We start from the raw sequence: 16,944 nt of genomic DNA on the forward strand, positions 1-16,944 counted from the left end.
TTGGCAGGCGGGAAGCGCTCCTGTATAATGAGGGTACAAAATGATTTCACGAAAGAAAGGACGTTGAATATGTGGCTTTTAAAACTTCCCTTTAAGATACTTGCGCTTCCCGTCATTCTTCTGCTGGGCGTTTTCTGGGTGCTGGGCAAGATCATGACAAACCTGTCTGCCTTTGTGGTCGGAATCTTCATGCTGTTCATTTTTCTGGTAGGTATCTTCTGTGCTTTCCAGGGCCAGTGGGGCAACGTGGCGTTTCTCATCGGCGTGGAAGTGGCCTGCCTGGTTCTGCAGTATGGGGCCATGATGATTGTAGATATCTCCGGCTCCATCAACGGCTCACTGGTACGGTTTCTTCATTCCTGAAAGGAGCTGTGATGGACAAAGAATTTATTCGGAAATACTGCGAAAGCGTTTATCCGGAATTGGAAGTGACGGCAGTAAAGTGCAACGAAAAATATCAGCATCTGAAGGAAATCTTTAAGAAACATGAGGACGAATTTGAAAAAGCCATTGGTGACCGGAAGCTGTTTATGATGTATGAAGAACTGCTGGCTGACTATATGGATATGGAACATGAAATGGCCGTGAGCGTATATCTTCTCGGAGCCGAAGATCGCGAAAAGATGCTGCGGTAAAAGTCAAAGGGGCATATCAGGGCGGCTCCTTTTCTGATGGGAAGGAGGCGAAGGAATGGCGGCATGCAGACTGATTGCGCTCCATATCAATAAGGGAAAAACTATCGCTCAGTGTCTGGCAGATAGAACGGACTATTCACAGAATGCAGAGAAAACCAACGGTGGCGAATATATCAGCTCCTACGAGTGTGACCCTGAGACTGCCGATCAGGAATTCCTTCTCTCCAAACGCCAGTATCTGCAGATGACCGGACGGACGCAGGAGCATGATGTGATTGCCTACCAGATCCGCCAGTCCTTCAAACCGGGGGAAATTACGCCGGAGGAAGCCAATGAAATCGGCTACGAGCTGGCCATGCGTTTTACCAAGGGGAAGCACGCATTTCTGGTGGCGACTCACATAGATAAGGCACATATCCACAATCACATCATATATAATTCCACGACCCTGGACTGCCTGCACAAATTCCGGGATTTCCGGCGTTCCGGTCTGGCGGTGCAGCGGCTCAGCGATATGATCTGTCTGGAGCATGGGAAATCCGTGATCAAGCCGAGGCCATACAAGGAGCGAACAAAGAGGACAGGTTATCCCAGACGCCCCTGCCATCGTGATGATATCCGGCTGGCAATCGACCGGGCACTTCTGAAAAAACCGAAGGACTTTGAAGAACTGATTCGACTTCTTGTGGAGGCAGGATTCGAATATAAAGACGGGAAACAGCCATCGCTCCGTGGTAAGGACAGCGGGCGTTTTCTGCGCTTCCGCTCTCTCGGAGAAGGCTATACCGTTGAAGATCTGAAAGCAGCATTGGCTGGCAAAGGAAGACATCCGGTTAAAAGCGGTAAACCGCAGAATCACAGGCGCACGCTGGATCTTCCCATTAACATTCAGGAGAAACTGGCCGCCGGAAAAGGCGCAGGATATGAGCGGTGGGCGAAGGTGTATAATCTGAAAGCGGCGGCAAAAGCGATCCTGTTTCTGCAGGAAAAGGATATCCACACTATGGAGCAGCTCCGGAAAACAACGGAGGATATCACTCATCATAGCCACGAACTCTTGGATTCTGTGAAACAGTCTGAGAAAAGACTGACGGAGATAGCGATCCTGCGGAAGCATATCGTCAATTATGCAAAGACCAGAGAGACTTATATCGCATACCGCAAGGCAGGTTACAGCCGGAAATTCTATGAGGCGCATCGAGAGGCACTGACGCTTCACAAGGCGGCAAAGGAAGCTTTTGATCAGCTGGGAATCAAAAAGATTCCGAAAGTGAAAGAATTGAATGCGGAGTATGCGAAAGTTCTGGAAAGCAAGAAGAAAACCTATGCAGAGTACAGGAAGGTACGGGCTGAAATGCAGGATTATCAGATTGCACTGAAAGTGGCTGAGGCGTGTGTAGGTGAAGAGGCCGAGAAGGAAATGCTTCAGAAGGAACAGGAGCAGGGACAGGCGCAGAGTCAGGAACGGTAGTGTATAGAAGATTCCCCGGTGCAGTGGATCACAGAATGGTGGTCTGCTGTGCCGGGGATTTTTGCTGTTTTGCGACTCTTGCTATGTGATAGATTTGGCTTTGACGTCTATGCCGTAAAGCGTCCAATAGGACGCGCAGCCATCACCTGTGGTGATGATCTCAAGGGGATTGGGGATATGCCCCAACAAGCCGTTTGAAGAGGTTTGCGCGGAGGCGGAAATCTCGAAAACGAGCATTCCTGGACAGGAATGCCCTGCTTGCGAATTTGTGCGTATAAGAATTGCGACCCGTAAATTCAGAAACATTGGCAAAATATATAGAATAACAAGTATATATTTGCTACAAGAGATAAAAACATAGTTATAACTATATTTTTTGTTGAATTTGCAAGGAGATATGCTATAATTCATAATGGAGTGATTTTGAACGAAGACATTTTGAAAAATATAAAGATTGAAGAAAGGATTGGTGAAGCAATGGCTGTCAGCTATAAAAGACTTTGGAAATTATTGATCGATCGTGATATGAAAAAAAAGGATTTAGCTGAAAAGGCTAATCTGAGCAGTTATACAATCAATAAAATGAATCGAGGCGATAATGTGACAACGGATACGCTCGTAAAAATATGTACCGTTCTCAACTGCACCTTTGATGATATTATGGAAATGGTTCCTGACGAAAAATCATGATGCCTGTTTTTGTTGGACAGTGCCTTTGACACATTACTGATTAAAGGATTATGAGGAGATTAGTAAATGGAGTTAATTAACAATACAACAAAAACATTAAGAGATGATTTGGCTGTTGAAATTAAGAAAGGAAGCAAAATTTCTATTGCGGCATCCTGTTTCTCGATCTATGCGTTTCAGGAATTAAAGAAAGAACTGCAAGGCATTGATGAGCTGAGATTTATTTTTACATCCCCCACATTTACAACGGAAAAAGCCAAAAAAGAGAAAAGGGAATTTTATATTCCCCGGTTGAATAGAGAGCGCAGTTTGTACGGAACAGAGTTTGAAATAAAGCTCAGAAATGAATTAACACAAAAAGCCATTGCCAAGGAGTGCGCCGAATGGATTCGTCAGAAAGTTACATTCAAATCCAATGTAACAAATGAACACATGATGGGATTCATCAATTTGGATGACAAGAATTATATGCCTATCAATGGTTTTACTACTGTGGATTTGGGCTGTGAGCGTGGCAATAACGCTTATAATATGGTTCAGAAAACAGAAGCGCCATTTTCAACTGCCTACATAGAGTTGTTTGAAAGCATTTGGAATGATAATACAAAATTGCAGGAAGTTACAGATGAAATCATAGAAAATATTACAGCCGCTTATAATGAGAATTCTCCAGACTTCATCTACTTTGTAACATTGTATAACATTTTCAATGAGTTTCTGGAGGATGTATCAGAAGATAATCTTCCGAATGAAGCTACCGGATTCAAGGAAAGCAAAATCTGGTCGATGCTTTATAATTTCCAAAAAGATGCCGTTCTTGCTATTATCAGCAAGCTTGAACAATACAATGGGTGTATTTTGGCAGATAGTGTCGGTCTTGGTAAAACTTTTACAGCCTTGGCAGTAATTAAGTATTATGAAAATAGAAATAAGTCTGTACTTGTACTATGTCCCAAAAAATTGACCAATAACTGGAATACATATAAAGACAACTATGTGAACAATCCTATCGCTGCGGATCGTCTGCGTTATGATGTTCTTTATCATACAGACCTGAACCGTACGCACGGAACGTCCAATGGCTTGGATTTAGACAGGCTGAACTGGAGCAATTACGATTTGGTTGTAATTGATGAATCTCATAACTTCCGTAATGGTGGGAAACTGTCTGGCGAGGATAACGAAAAGGAAAACCGCTATCTGAAATTGTTGAATAAGGTTATCCGCAAAGGTGTCAAAACGAAAGTCCTGATGTTGTCGGCGACTCCGGTAAATAATCGTTTCAATGATTTGAAAAATCAGCTGGCGCTTGCATATGAAGGTAATACCGAACTGATTGATGATAAACTGAACACCACTCGCAGCATCGATGATATTTTTAAAAGTGCACAGAGAGCGTTCAACACCTGGAGCAAATGGGTGCCTGCTGAGAGGACAACTGAGAATTTGCTTCGTATGTTGGACTTCGATTTTTTTGAGGTTTTAGATTCTGTAACGATTGCCCGATCCCGGAAGCATATTCAGAAGTATTATGATACTACGGACATTGGAACATTTCCGACCAGATTGAAGCCGATTTCATTAAGACCGCCGCTTACCAGTCTGAAGAAAGCTATTAACTATAATGAGATTTACGAACAGCTGATGATGTTGTCCCTGTCGATTTATACACCTTCTCATTTTATTCTTCCAAGTAAAATGGAGAAGTATGCTGAATTGTATGAGGACAATAAAGTAAATATTGGTTTTACTCAGGCAAACCGGGAACAGGGTATCCGGCGTTTGACGGCAATCAATCTGATGAAACGTATGGAAAGCTCTGTATATTCTTTTAATTTGACATTGAAAAGAATCCTTGAACTGATTGATTCAACGATACACAGCATCGACACTTACGATAAAACATCCTCTGTCAAACTTGATTTGACTGACATTACCAATATTGATGATTACGACAGTGAAGATCAGAACGGTGACGAGCTGTTCACTTTTGGAAAAAAAGTCAGGATTGAAATCGGAGACATGGACTATAAGTCCTGGAGAGATAGTCTTGTGAAAGACCGTGAAGTTCTTGAGCTGCTGACCCTGATGGTTGGAGATATTACGCCAGAGTATGATTCCAAGCTTCAGGAGCTGTTCCGAGTTATCAGGAATAAATTGGAGCATCCAATCAACGAAGGGAACAAGAAGATTATTATCTTCACAGCCTTTGCAGATACAGCAGGCTATCTTTACGATAATGTAAGCAAATTTGTGATGGATAATTTTGGGCTGAATACAGCGATGGTATCCGGATCTGTAGAAGGGCGTACAACCGTTCCGAAGCTCCGCAGCGACCTGAATACCGTGCTGACTTGCTTCTCTCCGATTTCCAAGGACAAGGATCTTTTAATGCCAGGAGATAAAACAGAAATTGATTTCCTGATTGCCACAGACTGTATTTCTGAAGGTCAGAACTTGCAGGACTGTGATTACCTGATCAACTATGACATCCACTGGAATCCTGTTCGCATCATTCAGCGTTTCGGACGTATCGACCGTATCGGAAGCAAAAACACTTACATCCAGCTGGTGAATTTCTGGCCGGATGTAACGCTTGACGAGTATATCGACCTGAAGGCAAAAGTCGAGACTCGTATGAAAATCGTGGATATGACCGCAACCGGCGATGACAATCTTTTGAGCGAAGAAGAAAAGACGGACCTTGAATATCGCAAGGCACAGTTGAAACGGTTGCAGGAAGAAGTTGTGGATATTGAAGATATGTCATCGGGTATTTCCATTATGGATTTGGGGCTGAATGAATTTCGTCTGGATTTGCTGGAATATATCAAGCATCATCCGGATATTGATAAAACTCCATTCGGACTTCACTCTGTAGCAGCTGCATCAGAGGACACACCGGCAGGAGTCATCTATGTTCTGAAGAATCGTTCCAATAGTGTGAATATTGATAATCAGAACAGATTGCATCCGTTCTATATGGTTTATATCAGCAATGAAGGGGAAGTGATTTGCGACCATCTTTCTCCAAAGCAGATGTTGGATAAGATGCGCTTCCTTTGTAAAGGGAAGACGGAGCCTATTCCTGAACTGTATCGCCAGTTTAATAAAGAGACTCGTGATGGGCGGAATATGTCTGCACTCTCCAAGCTGCTGGGAGATGCCATTTCTTCTATCATTGAGGTAAAAGAAGAAAGTGATATTGCCAGCTTTTTAGGCGGTGGTCAGATCAGTTTCCTCACAAATGAAATAAAAGGACTGGATGATTTTGAACTGATTTGTTTCCTGGTTGTCCGATAACATAGAAAGCGAGGTGGGATAATGCTTGGTTTGCCAAAGGCTACCGAATTAAATAAGCAGCTTCCCAAGAATGCGATTTATGCGAAGTTCCAAATGAACACCGCAGAGAGAGCAAAAATAGATGCCGATATTTCAAGAATCACCATTGTAAACGAAGTGTCCCCAGCCAAAATAAATATTGCAGACGGCGAGCGAGTGAAATCGTTCTTTGTCCTTCTGGTAGCTCTGAAAAGGAAAGACTTTGAGGAAAAGACCATTATCACCATTTCAAAATTGATTCCGCAGAATATGCTGCTTGTATTGGAGTGTGCTGGAGAAGCAAAACTTGCCGCTTACCACACGAAGCTGATGCAGACAGACTGGAAGCGAAAGGAAGATATTTCCATTGAGCTGAAGGGATTAAATATGGATACCGTTTGGAAGAATATCATTGTTCAAATCGGCGGTATCACGATAGAACAGGGAAACACCCTGGATGAGCAGATAGCGGTTAATGAGCAGAGAATGAAGATTCAAAAGGAAATCGACCGTTTGACAAAGGCTGCAAAGATTGAAAAGCAGCCGAAGAAAAAGTTTGAGCTGGCACAAAAGATTAACAAGCTCAAAAAGGAATTGGAGGGATGCTGATGGAGGTAAAGTTTAATATACCTGACTGGTTGAAGATACCTTTGAACATCTTACTTCCTGCGATATGGCTATTCAGTGGCATGTTGTTACTGATCCCTGATTCATGGCTTGAAACCTTGTATCTCTTGGAGTGGCGAAATGAAAATGGATTTGCAATAGGATTAACTTTCGCTGTGGCATCATGTCTCTTACTGGTATATTTCCTGTTTTACACAAAGAAGCTGATTTCAGCAGTCCTGTATAAGTTTACTTATAAAAGGAAAACCATGCGTAGAATAGCGGACATGAATGATACCGAGAGAGCGATCATCTTTAAGCTCTATAATTCGATGGGATATACTTGTGATTTGGACTACAATCAACCTTTAACTCAAGGTTTGTTGGCACGAAATTACATATATATATGGGTGGTCAACAGCAAGTTACTTTAGATGTGTTTTCCAACTGTATTCCTGCACGGTTTACACTTCAACCATTTGTGTATCGGACTTTGGACTATTATAAACCTAAGATAGAGAAATATATCGAGAAAATGGAAAAACGTGCAAGTAGAATAAAGGATGTTTCTAAAAAGGAGAAATTAAGATCAGAAATCTCAATTATCAGAGAGAACTATGATTATATGTATGGAGGAAAAATCTAATGGACAAATTGAAGATGCACACCCCCAATCGGGCGGATGAAAATTTCAAAAAGCTGGCAGCATTGTTCCCGAATGCTGTTACGGAGACAATCAATGAAAACGGCGAAGTAGTCCGTGCTATTGATAAGGATGTTCTGATGCAGGAGATTTCCTGCACGGTGGTTGATGGCAATGAGGAACGTTATCAGTTCACATGGCCGGATAAGAAGAAATCGGTTCTTCTGGCAAATGCGCCGATTTCCAAAACCCTGCGTCCTTACCGTGAAGAAAGCGTGGGTAAAGATGGTACACCAGGCGGCTTTGATTCCGAAAACCTATATATTGAGGGCGATAACCTTGAAGTGTTGAAACTGCTTCAAGAAACTTATCTTGGCAAAATCAAAATGATTTACATAGATCCGCCTTACAATACGGGAAATGACTTTGTGTATGAAGATGATTTTGCACAGAGCACAGAGGAATATCTTGCAAACAGCGGACAGTTTGATGATGGGGGCAATCGTTTGGTAGCCAATACAGAAAATAATGGTCGCTTCCATACTGATTGGTTAAATATGATTTATCCTCGTCTTCGTATCGCAAAGGATCTGTTGACGCCTGATGGTGTAATATTCATCAGCATTGATGATAATGAGTTGGAAAATCTCAAAAAAATATGTGATGAGATATTTGGGGCAAGTAATTTTGTTAATATAATATCCCTAAAGACTAAAGATAGTTCGGGAGCATCAGGCGGTGGCGAAGATCGTCGTCTAAAAAAGAATATTGAGTTCGTTCTTTGCTATGCTAAGGGTGATTTTACGGGATTCAAGGAGCTTTATCGTCCTGTTGAAATAGGTCAGTTTCTTTCGGAAATGGAAGCCTCAAACCGTAGTTTCAAATATACAACTGTGTTTACGAATCTTGGCAAAAAGGAGTATGTAAAAACAATCAAAGACGGTTCGGGTCAAGATATGATTATCTATAAACATACTGGCTATGAAACCAAAAGCTTAAAAAAGATTTCGCAGGAGGAGAATTGTAGTATAATTGATGTGTTTTATAGATATTTAGACAGGATTTGTACAACAGAAAATGCTCAAACTTCTATTAGGACACGGATAAAAAAAGCTACTATGGGGGATGATGGACTGTTCTCTGTAGAATATATGCCTATTTCAGGTCGTAATAAGAATAAACTTACAACGATTTATTTCGTTGGGGAACAGAAAAGGCTTGTTAGTTGGTTTGACGTTCTATGTATAAAAGAAAATGGTATTATCTACAAAAAGGAAAAAGTCGGGACTTTTTGGAGTGGATTTAATTGGAATAATGTTGCTCGGGAAGGTGGTGTCCCTTATCCAAATGGGAAAAAAGCAGTTGCTTTTGTTGAACAGTTATGTAAAGTAGGCACTACAGTAGATGAGGATGATATAGTGTTGGATTTTTTCTCGGGATCTGCAACAACTGCACATGCGGTGATGAATTGTAACAACAGGGATGGTGGAAATAGAAAATTTATTATGGTGCAATTACCTGAAATCCCTGAGTTGTCATCTGTTGAATATGATTTCGATGCACAGACAATATGTGAAATCGGCAAAGAGCGTATCCGCCGTGCCGGTGCTAAGATTAAAGAGGAGGATCCTCTGGGTACCCAGCAGTTGGATGTCGGTTTTCGTGTGTTGAAATGTGACAGTTCCAATATGAAAGATGTTTACTACAGCCCTGCCGATTATGAGGCAGACCTGTTCGACTTTATGACCGACAACATCAAAGAGGACAGAACTCCTGAAGACCTGCTGTTCCAGGTGATGCTTGATTTGGGTATCGAACTTTCCAGTAAAATTGAGGAAAAGGAGATTGCTGGCAAGAAGGTATTTGATGTTGCCGATGGCTTCCTGATTGCCTGCTTCGATGCCGATGTGAATGATGAGACGATTAAGGCGATTGCTCAGAAGCAGCCTTATTATTTTGTGATGCGTGACAGCTCCCTGGCAAATGACAGTGTCGCTGCGAACTTTGAGCAGATTTTTGCTGCATATAGTCCTGACACAGTAAGGAAGGTGCTGTAAATTGAAACAGATAACAGAGATAACACGGAGGGATATTTTTGCTTTGTTTCTCTATGGCATGGACATTGAGGAATTTTGGGAAAATAAGCGAATTAGCTATGGTTATTATGGTAAATTGAGCGAATTGGATTTTCTGAAGCGAATTTATGACCTGAAAGCTTTACCCAGCTGTGATAGTCGTTTTGACAATGCCGAGGGCGATATATGGCAGCATACCATCAACAACGATGACTATGAAGATGGATGGATTTTTGAAGACGAACGGTTCGGTTTGCTAAACGGCGAGGATGAAGTGCTACTGAAATTTCTTTGTGCAGTGTTTCATCCGGCTGTAAGAAATGAAAATGGGTATTGGAAAGAGTTTCTTGAGGCAGTAAATGGACTTCTCCATGCAGATGGATATGAACTTTATCCTGAAAGCAAAATATCTGGTCGAGATGTATTTGGATGGAGAAAGTATGACCCAGAGGCAAATGCTTTGTTTATTCCATTCTCACAGAGAAATAAAAAAGAAATCAAGGCAAGGCACATTCAACTCAGCTTAAAGATGAATCTACGCAAGCAAATCTATAATCTTCTCGAAAAACACTCGGTTGTCTATCGAGAGACAACCGAAACCGGCTTGGATTATGACATTACAACAAATGAATGTGTTTTTCGGGATATAGCACAATTTTATCAGCCCAAGTGTTACGATGAAGCAGGCAACTACATCGAAACAAACGATATGCAGCAGTTTGTATTGAGAAACTCACCCTTTTATGTTTTAGATGCGATTGAGTTCTTTGAAAAATATAATATGGATAATGATTTCGCTTCTCAGATAAATACGCTTTTTAGTTTGTATAGCGTCTCATACCGGTTAGAGCAGGGGCAGTTTCACAGCATTCTCAATTCAACTCCGCTTGCATCAAATGCTGTTGCACTCCAAGAAAAATTCACCAGCGAGTATCTTTCAAAGCAAATAGAGCTTATGCTCAGGATGCAGACGGAGAATCCAACGGATGCCATAGGAAAAGCCAAGGAACTCATAGAGAGCTGCTGCAAGACTATTTTGGAAAATGAAAAAATAGCATGGGACAAAAATTGGGACATGGGCAAATTGACCGGAGAAACGCTGAAACATCTTAATTTGACACCCAAAGCTATTTCTGACACAGATCCGGTGTCAGAAAATATTAAGGCTGTCCTCGGCAATTTAAGAGGTATAACTACAAAACTTGCTGAAATCCGCAATCCGTATGGTAGTGGACATGGAAAAAGTGCTTCATTTACAGGGTTGGAAACAAGGCACGCAAAATTAGCAGTTGGATGTAGCATTACTTTTGTTACCTTTCTATGGGACACATACGAAGGAGGGATGTCAAAGTGAAATTTAATTTTAAGATACAGCAATATCAGACGGACGCTGTCGATGCTGTTGTTAAGGTGTTTCAGGGACAGGGATATCACGACAGGATCAGCTACATTCGGGATGTGGGCAAGAGACAGGCGAATCAGCAGATGCGGTTAAATATCGAGATGGATCAGCAGTACTCCTGGGATACTGGTGAGGATCGTCAGCTGAACATCTATGATTTAGATGACGATGATACCGGCTATAAAAACGAAGTGGTAGAACTGACGGACGATCAGCTACTGATGAATATTCAGAAGATACAGAGCCAGAACAACATTAAACAGTCTCCAAATCTTGTGAAAGATTTGGGCAGGTGCAGCCTTGATATTGAAATGGAGACGGGTACCGGTAAGACCTATGTTTATATCAAGACGATGTTCGAGTTGAATAAAAAATACGGCTGGAGTAAGTTCATTGTTGTTGTTCCGTCCATCGCTATCCGAGAGGGCGTGAAAAAAAACTTTGAAATTACCGCCGACCATTTCATGGAGTATTACGGAAAGAAAGCTCGTTTCTTCATCTACAATAGCTCAAACCTGAATCAGCTGGATAACTTTTCGTCCAGCTCCGGTATCAATGTAATGATTATCAATACGCAGGCTTTTGCTTCTTCTCTGAAAGAGGACGGCAGGAGTAAGGAAGCCCGTATTATTTATTCCAAGCGTGATGAGTTTGGTTCCCGCCGCCCGATTGATGTGATTAAGGCGAACAGACCCATTATCATTTTGGACGAACCGCAGAAGATGGGCGGCGCTGTTACCCAGAAAGCGTTGAAGAATTTCAATCCTCTGTTTACGCTGAATTATTCTGCAACTCATGCCGTTAAGCACAATACGGTTTATGTTCTGGATGCTCTGGATGCGTTCAACAAGCGTTTGGTTAAGAAGATTGAGGTGAAGGGCTTTGAAGTAAAGAACTTCCGAGGCACGGATAGCTATATGTTCCTGGAGCAGATCGTTCTCTCTTCCAAGAAACCGCCGATGGCTCGTATCGAGCTGGAAATCGGTTATAATAAGTCCATTAACCGGGAAACTCGTGTTTTGGGCGTTGATGATAATCTTTACTATGTATCTCAGGGAATGGAGCAGTACAAGGGATATACAATCTCTGACATTGATCCGTTCCGTGGCACAGTGACCTTTACCAACGGCGAAGTAATCAAAACCGGTGAGGTTTCCGGCGATGTGTCAGAGTCTGATATGCGCAGGATTCAGATTCGGGAAACTATCCTTTCTCACTTTGAGAAGGAAGAAAAGTTGTTTAATATGGGAATCAAGTCCCTCTCTCTTTTCTTCATTGACGAGGTTTCCAAGTATCGTCAGTACGATGCAGATGGCAACGAAATCCTGGGTGAATATGGGAGGATATTCGAGGAGGAATACCTGAATGTACTCAACGACTATATTACTGTTTTCGATACTCCTTACCAGAAATATTTGAAATCTATGTGCAGTGATGTAAGTACGGTTCACAAAGGATATTTCAGTATTGACAAAAAGACCGGCAGAAGTATCGACAGTCAGCTGAAGCGTGGCAGCGAGTTTTCTGACGATATTTCCGCTTACGATCTGATTTTGAAGAACAAAGAACGTCTGCTGTCCTTTGACGAGCCGACACGTTTTATCTTCTCTCACTCTGCTTTGCGAGAGGGATGGGATAACCCGAATGTATTTCAGATTTGTACGCTGAAGCATTCTGACAGTCAGACAGCGAAACGCCAGGAAGTGGGTCGTGGTTTGCGTCTCTGTGTAAACCAGCATGGTACTCGAATGGATGCAGAAAGCTGCGGTGACAGTGTTCATGACATCAATATGCTTACAGTAATTGCAAGCGAAAGCTATAAGGGCTTCGTGGCTGATCTTCAAAGCGACATTAAGACTGTTCTGTATGACAGACCGACGACTGCCACCAGCGAATACTTCAAGGGCAAATATGTCAAAGTGGATGGAACCCCTACTCTTATTGACGGCAATACTGCCGATGCCATTGAGTTCTATCTTATCAGCAATGGCTATGTCGATATGAAGCGCAAGGTTACCGATAAGTATCGTACTGATGTGAAGATGGGAACCGTTGCTCCGCTTCCTGAAGAAATTCAATCTATGGCAGAGGGTATCCATACCCTGATTCAGTCTGTTTATGATGATAGTGTTCTCAATGATATGTTCTCTGATGGTCATGAGACGAAGGTTAAAGAGAATCCGCTGAATGAGAATTTTGCAAAGGCTGAGTTTCAGGCACTATGGAAGCAGATCAATCACAAATATGCTTATACCGTTGAGTTTGACAGCGATGAACTTATTCGTAAGTCGATTGCGCATATCAACGAAAAATTATTTGTTTCAGAACTTCAATATACAACAACGGTTGGCAGACAAAAGTCTCAAATGAATGAATATGAGATAAGCCGTGGAGATTCGTTTGTAAGGGAAAGCTCTGGTACTTATACATTAACTCACGCTCATACAAGCCAGATAAAATACGATTTAATTGGTAAAGTTGCTGAGGGAACTGTTCTGACCCGTAAAACAGCAGCGGCTATTTTGAAAGGCTTAAGACTGGATAAGCTTTATATGTTCAAAAACAATCCGGAAGAGTTTATCTCTAAGGTCATTAAACTGATTAAAGAACAAAAAGCAACTATGATTGTTGAACACATTTCCTACAATCAAATTGAAGGCGGCTATGATAGTGCTATCTTTACCGCAGAAAAGAGCGCACAGAGCTTTGATAAAGCCTTTCGTGCGAATAAAGCAATTCAGGATTATGTATTTACGGACGGTTCTGCTGAAATGAGCATTGAGCGCCGTTTTGTGGAAGACTTGGATGCAGCGCAGGAAGTCTGCGTATACGCAAAACTGCCGAAGGGATTCCATATTCCTACTCCTGTGGGGAATTACTCACCTGACTGGGCGATAGCTTTTTATGAAGGAACCGTAAAACATATTTTCTTTGTGGCAGAAACCAAGGGTACTATGGAGAGTCTGAACCTCAGACCGATTGAGCAGGCAAAGATTTCCTGCGCTAAGAAGCTGTTCAACGAAATGTCTACAAGTAATGTGAAATATCACGATGTGGACAGCTACCAGAATTTGTTGAATGTGATGAAGTTGTTGTGACTTATAAATGTCTTAGGGGTAGAGTTGCATTTATAAAAGTTTGATTTCAGCAACGAGTAACAAAAATTTCAGCTTCGTGTGTGACTTACTCTAGGAAATATTAGAACGGGAATTTATTGACTGCGATATATAATACAAAGAAAGGATTTCCCATATTATGGGCTTAATTGGAAGGAAGGTAAAACATTATAAATTTGGAGAAGGAGCCATTACGCAACAGGATACTTCCTATGTTACTGTTAAGTTTATGACGGAGGCTGCTCCTAAAAAATTTCAATATCCGCCCTGCTTCATATGTTGCGATTCTACCGAAAGAAAGTGTAGCAAAAATTATTGGTAGAAACACCAAAAGGCCCTGGAGGAGCTAACTCAGACCACCAGCCCCGCTGGTGGTCTGAACAAAGTGGCCGTGATTTGCTCATAATGTTAAAGGCATGTTCAATGTGAGTAAACTAGACAAGAAGAGAGATTGACATTGCTGAAAATTCTGAAATAATATTGAGTCCTAATTTTGAAATTTTGCTGTACAATTAATGTAGAATAGTATACATTTGGGGTCAGATATAATGCGGTTCAAAGTAATCCAGGGGAGTATCACGGTATAGGTGACAAAATTAAATTGCATCCTCCCCAAATTCCGCCCTAATCCGAGCACACAGCCGTTCCCACGCTGCCTGTCGCTCTTCCGGCGTTTCTTCCGGAAGTTCCGTATCAGGATATTTTTCATCCAATTCCTTTTCCAGTTTTTGACCGTAAACATCTGTCAAATCCGGATAGTCCCTGAGAAGCCGATAAAAAATTTTGTCGGCCGCAGATCCAAGCTCATTACAGCGTTCAAGAATGGATTCGAAAACCTCTTGGGTCATGGGTATTAGTCCATCGATGGCTGCAAGCTGTTCTTCGTTAAAAGCGAATGTTTCAAGCAAAAAACTTTTTACATTTTCTATTTGTTCTTTGGTAAGTTTCATACGACACCTTCCTTATCGTGCTGAGTGACAGTTACCCAGATACGGACGAAACTGTCCTGAAAGCACAAAATAAGGAGCAGCTCATCCGATTGGTTCATCAGAAACTACTCCTATTGGAAAGTGCGTATAATTTTCATCAATCTTTCACGTTCTTCCGGGCTTAACCCGTTCCACGTTTCAATGATTTCTTTTTGTTCGGCAGTCAGATCCGGAGGATTCTCATCTTTCGCAAAGAACTGTGCCAGCGATATGTTCAAGGCGGCGCATATCTTTTCGAGCGTCTGAATTGTCGGTACATTTTCTCTCTTAATGATTCGTGACAGGACAGTTTGCGTCACTCCTGTCATTTGTGAGAGGCGGTACTTGGTGATCTGCTGCTTATCGCACAGTTCTTTTACTCTCGGCCCAATAAAATCAGCTGCAGATACCTGAGTGATTTCCGGCATTGCTGGATTCTCAAGCTCAACTGACAAGTACAATCACCTTCCTTCTGCTTATACTGGTCTTATTTTACCTGTAAAGCAGAAGTTTTATTAGACTAATTAGAAGATATGCTTTAGTATCTAATTAGGTAGTATTGAGACGAAAGAAAAGGGGGTCATAGTAGATAGTTCCGATGCCCTTCTTCTAAATTCTACTATTATCCCCTATATATTTGCAACAGAATTCGACCGCAAAATTCGAGCTTTTTCGTAGATTTCATTTTGCCTCAATTTTGAGCGCCCTGGAAATCGATCCCTGCCTTTCTGGCCTGGGTCAGCTGATCTTTTCGGTCGATCTGATAAACCCGGTTCCCCCGTTTAAATTTGGCTCCGGTCTGCTTAAAATGAAAGCTGACGTTATATTCCACACACTGCATCATGGTGTTTAGAATCCAGGCATAATCGCAGATTCTGGCTTCTTCACCGGATTCTCCGCCACAGGTCACTTCCTCTATGCAATCGTGGTACTGTGCCAGATAGGGACGGATATTGATGGATCCCAGCATTGGCTCATGGATAATAGATTTGTGGCGGATAGGAAGCTCCAGAAATAACGGCAGCCGTTTGTCGGTCATACGCTGGTTCTCACAGGTGCAGCAGATATGTACGTTTTCATAGCCGTCGCCCCAGTCATCCGGCAGGCTGACAGAGAATCGCTCGGGACGTTTGGTTACAAAAAAGAAGTTCAGGTCATCCCTCTCTTTCATCATCGCCCAGGCCTTTTTTCGCCATTCGTCAGCTGCAGGGTGAAAAAAATCAGATGTAAAGCAGGTATATACATAATCGCCGTCCGGCTGGAGCTTATATTCTCCTTTTCGGTTCTTCTTTACGGGCAGATTGAAAGAGGCCGTTTTGGAAACGACAGAAGTATCCTTGCCAAACTCGGCATCCCGTCGGTACACATAGCAGTGGTAACAGCCTGGGCTGATCTTCGTGCAGCCATGCCAGGGATTCCATGTTGCCATACCAAAAGCCCCCTTTCAATCAAATGCCGGGACATCAGTCCGCTGTTCCAGATTTTTCAGGAAATCTCCGTTTGCCGTTATGGGAGACTCTACCTTGTAACCGCGCCGCTTCAGAATGCGGAATTTGAAATCCAGCAGTTCGGAAGGAACATATAAGGCTTTCGCTGCCTGAAAGAAAAACATATCGTCATTCAGCACCTCCAGTACAGCTTCATCCGGGAGAAGCAGTTCTGAGGCAAAGACGTTGGCTTCGTATTCCTTTTGGTCTGCCGTATCAAAGAGAATGACCTCATGGAAGGCCGCGCTGGAAGAACCGGAATGCAGGACGCAGTGTCCCAGCTCATGGGCCAGCACCACTTTCTGCAGGACGTCCGGCAGATCGCCGTTGATGGTAATGTGTTTTTTCCGCCTGTGAACCAGAAAAAAGCCCTTGCAGCAGCCCTCAAACAGCCCCATTGGTTCCCGTGATACAAGGATTTTCATCTGTTCAGCCAGCCTTTCCGGATCTGTCTCATCATATTTTTTCTTTAATCGCTTTGCAGCGTCTGAAATCTGTTCTATGGTCAATCGAAATCACATCCTCCCCAT

At 42.4% G+C, this 16,944-nt stretch carries 14 protein-coding genes; 10 read left to right on the forward strand and 4 right to left on the reverse strand.

What is annotated here, in order from left to right:
- Positions 1 to 69 precede the first annotated feature (69 nt).
- The 10 genes from B5G00_RS06655 to B5G00_RS06710 all read left to right on the forward strand — a co-directional run bounded on the left by B5G00_RS06655 (position 70) and on the right by B5G00_RS06710 (position 13,941).
- Entirely contained in the window at positions 70 to 363 is a 294-nt protein-coding gene (locus B5G00_RS06655) for a hypothetical protein (protein ID WP_087270398.1), read from the forward strand.
- 11 nt (positions 364 to 374) lie between these two features.
- The gene (locus B5G00_RS06660; protein WP_022344708.1) at positions 375 to 635 is read left to right on the forward strand and encodes a hypothetical protein; all 261 of its coding nucleotides are present in this window, start codon (positions 375 to 377) and stop codon (positions 633 to 635) included.
- Positions 636 to 690: 55 nt separating this feature from the next.
- A complete protein-coding gene (locus B5G00_RS06665) occupies positions 691 to 2,106 on the forward strand; it encodes a relaxase/mobilization nuclease domain-containing protein (protein WP_022344709.1) in 1,416 nt (471 codons plus the stop codon).
- 477 nt (positions 2,107 to 2,583) lie between these two features.
- Positions 2,584 to 2,796 carry a helix-turn-helix domain-containing protein gene (locus B5G00_RS06675; protein ID WP_087270597.1) on the forward strand — a complete coding sequence of 71 codons (213 nt, stop codon included), beginning with the start codon at positions 2,584 to 2,586 and terminating at the stop codon, positions 2,794 to 2,796.
- A gap of 66 nt (positions 2,797 to 2,862) precedes the next feature.
- Entirely contained in the window at positions 2,863 to 6,099 is a 3,237-nt protein-coding gene (locus B5G00_RS06680) for a helicase-related protein (protein ID WP_087270404.1), read from the forward strand.
- 21 nt (positions 6,100 to 6,120) lie between these two features.
- Positions 6,121 to 6,726, forward strand: a complete 606-nt coding sequence (locus tag B5G00_RS06685; RefSeq protein WP_087270407.1) for a DUF4391 domain-containing protein — start codon at positions 6,121 to 6,123, stop codon at positions 6,724 to 6,726.
- Complete coding sequence (locus B5G00_RS06690; protein WP_162613489.1) at positions 6,726 to 7,157, forward strand: super-infection exclusion protein B; 432 nt, start codon at positions 6,726 to 6,728, stop codon at positions 7,155 to 7,157. Before B5G00_RS06685 ends, B5G00_RS06690 begins: the two co-directional genes overlap by 1 nt.
- 211 nt (positions 7,158 to 7,368) lie before the next feature.
- Positions 7,369 to 9,423 carry a site-specific DNA-methyltransferase gene (locus B5G00_RS06700; protein WP_087270416.1) on the forward strand — a complete coding sequence of 685 codons (2,055 nt, stop codon included), beginning with the start codon at positions 7,369 to 7,371 and terminating at the stop codon, positions 9,421 to 9,423.
- Between the two features lies 1 nt (position 9,424).
- Positions 9,425 to 10,795: an abortive infection family protein gene (locus B5G00_RS19295; RefSeq protein ID WP_242971305.1), complete on the forward strand. Its 1,371-nt coding sequence runs from the start codon at positions 9,425 to 9,427 to the stop codon at positions 10,793 to 10,795.
- Entirely contained in the window at positions 10,792 to 13,941 is a 3,150-nt protein-coding gene (locus B5G00_RS06710) for a type III restriction-modification system endonuclease (protein ID WP_087270419.1), read from the forward strand. The genes B5G00_RS19295 and B5G00_RS06710 overlap by 4 nt, the downstream gene beginning before the upstream one ends.
- 614 nt (positions 13,942 to 14,555) lie before the next feature.
- Here the strand turns inward: B5G00_RS06710 and B5G00_RS06715 are convergent.
- The 4 genes from B5G00_RS06715 to B5G00_RS06730 form a co-directional block, all read right to left on the reverse strand.
- Positions 14,556 to 14,909, reverse strand: coding sequence for a hypothetical protein (locus tag B5G00_RS06715; protein WP_087270422.1), 354 nt, complete (start codon positions 14,907 to 14,909; stop codon positions 14,556 to 14,558).
- A gap of 110 nt (positions 14,910 to 15,019) precedes the next feature.
- A complete protein-coding gene (locus B5G00_RS06720; protein WP_242971306.1) occupies positions 15,020 to 15,382 on the reverse strand; it encodes a helix-turn-helix domain-containing protein in 363 nt (120 codons plus the stop codon).
- Positions 15,383 to 15,618: 236 nt separating this feature from the next.
- A complete protein-coding gene (locus tag B5G00_RS06725; protein WP_087270426.1) occupies positions 15,619 to 16,356 on the reverse strand; it encodes a DUF5131 family protein in 738 nt (245 codons plus the stop codon).
- Between the two features lie 15 nt (positions 16,357 to 16,371).
- Positions 16,372 to 16,923: an ImmA/IrrE family metallo-endopeptidase gene (locus B5G00_RS06730; protein WP_087270429.1), complete on the reverse strand. Its 552-nt coding sequence runs from the start codon at positions 16,921 to 16,923 to the stop codon at positions 16,372 to 16,374.
- Positions 16,924 to 16,944: the final 21 nt, after the last annotated feature.

This window comes from Blautia sp. An46 (assembly GCF_002161645.1).
Taxonomy (GTDB): domain Bacteria; phylum Bacillota; class Clostridia; order Lachnospirales; family Lachnospiraceae; genus Blautia; species Blautia ornithocaccae.